Annotated in this window: 2 protein-coding genes; both read left to right on the forward strand. The window is 77.0% G+C overall.

Annotated elements, in window-relative coordinates; genetic code table 11:
* The coding region (locus tag MRBLMU1_RS23450) for an efflux transporter outer membrane subunit (protein ID WP_363506561.1) at window positions 1-1,185 on the forward strand (1,185 nt) is incomplete at its 5' end.
* Window positions 1,182-1,756: HlyD family secretion protein (locus MRBLMU1_RS23455; protein ID WP_363506563.1), on the forward strand; the 575-nt coding region annotated here is incomplete at its 3' end. The genes MRBLMU1_RS23450 and MRBLMU1_RS23455, both read left to right, overlap by 4 nt.

Genomic DNA, 1,756 nt, shown 5'->3' on the forward strand with positions numbered 1-1,756 from the left:
GCCTACGGCATCGAGCGCGCCGCCGCCCTGCCCACGCTGGCGGCGCAGGCCGGCGCGCAGCGCCAGCGCGTGCCCGCCGACCTCAGTCCGACGGGCCGCGCCGCCGTCACCAGCCAGTACCAGGCAGGCGCCGGCGTCGGCGCCTGGGAGCTCGACTTCTGGGGCCGCCTGGCGAGCCTGCGCGAGGCCGCGCGCGAGGACTACCTGGCCAGCGAGGCGGCGCGGCGCGCCGTCACCATGGCGCTCATCGCCCAGGTCGCCGAGGCCTATTTCGAGGTGCGCGAGATGGACCAGCGCATCGCGCTGGCCCAGCGCACCTTGGCCACGCGCCGCGAAAGTTACCGCATCTTCGACCGCCGCGCCGCCGTCGGCGCCACCTCGCGGCTGAACGTGGCCCAGGTCGAGACGCTGCTGCTGCAGGCGCAGGCGCTGACCGCCCAGCTGCAGCAGGAGCGCGACGCCAAGCGCCAGGCGCTGCGCTTGCTGGTGGGCGCGCCGGTCCTGGCGGCGCCGACGGCGGACGCCGACCAGCCCGCCGACACCCTGCCGGCGCTGGCCGCCGGCCTGCCGGCGGCGCTGCTCGAACGGCGCGCCGACATCATGGCCGCCGAACACCAGCTCAAGGCCGCCGGCGCCAGCATCGGCGCGGCGCGCGCCGCCTTCTTCCCGCAGGTGAGCCTGACCGGCTCGCTGGGCGCGGCCAGCGCCGAACTCGACAACCTGTTCGGCGCCGGCGCCGGCGCCTGGAGCTTCGCCCCGTCCATCACGCTGCCGTTGTTCGACGGCGGACGCCGGCGCGCCAACCTGGACCTGGCCGAGGCGCGCCGCGACAGCGCCGTGGCCGCCTACGAGAAAACCATCCAGCAGGCCTTCCGCGAGGTCGCCGACGCGCTCTCGGCGCGCGCCTGGCTGGCCGACCAGATCGCCGTGGCCGAGCGCGCGGTGCGCGTGCAGCGCGAACGCGCGCGGCTGTCGCAGCTGCGCTACGACAACGGCGCGGCGCCCTTCCTCGACGTGCTCGACGCCCAGCGCGACCTGCTCGGCGCCGAGCAGCAACTGGTGCAACTGCGCCGCGCGCTGCTGGGCGCCGGCGTGGCGCTGTACGCCGCGCTCGGCGGCGATCCCGTGATCGCCGCCGGACCGCCGCCGGCCGCCGCCGGCAACCCCTCTTCCCCACGCCCATGACCACCACCCCGTCCCGAAAAATCGCCGCCGCCGCGGCCGCCACCATCGTGCTCGCCGGCGCCGCCTACGCCTGGCGCCACTACCACCCCGACGGCCCCGGGCCGCAGTTCGTCAGCGGCAACGGCCGCGTCGAGGCCACCGAGATCGACGTCGCCGCCAAGCTGCCCGGCCGGCTGCAGGACATCGCCGTCAACGAGGGCGACTTCGTGGCCGCCGGCCAGGTGCTGGGCCACATGCAGGTGTCGTCGTTGCAGGCCCAGCACGACGAGGCCGAGGCCATGCGCCAGCAGGCGCTGGCCGGCGTGGCCAGCGCCGACGCCATGGTGGCGGTGCGCGAGAGCGACCGCCAGGCGGCGCTGGCGCTGGTGGCGCAGCGCGAGAGCGAACTGGACGCGGCGCAGCGGCGCCTGCGCCGCTCCGAGACCCTGGTGCTCGAGGGCGCCTCGTCCGAACAGGAGCTCGACGACGACCGCAGCCGGGTGCGCGTCACCGGCGCGGCCATCACCGCCGCCCGCGCCCAGGCGGCGGCGGCCGGCAGCGCCATCGACGCCGCCCGCACCCAGGCCGCCGG

This window comes from Burkholderia sp. LMU1-1-1.1 (assembly GCF_040675865.1).
Classification (GTDB): domain Bacteria; phylum Pseudomonadota; class Gammaproteobacteria; order Burkholderiales; family Burkholderiaceae_D; genus Rugamonas.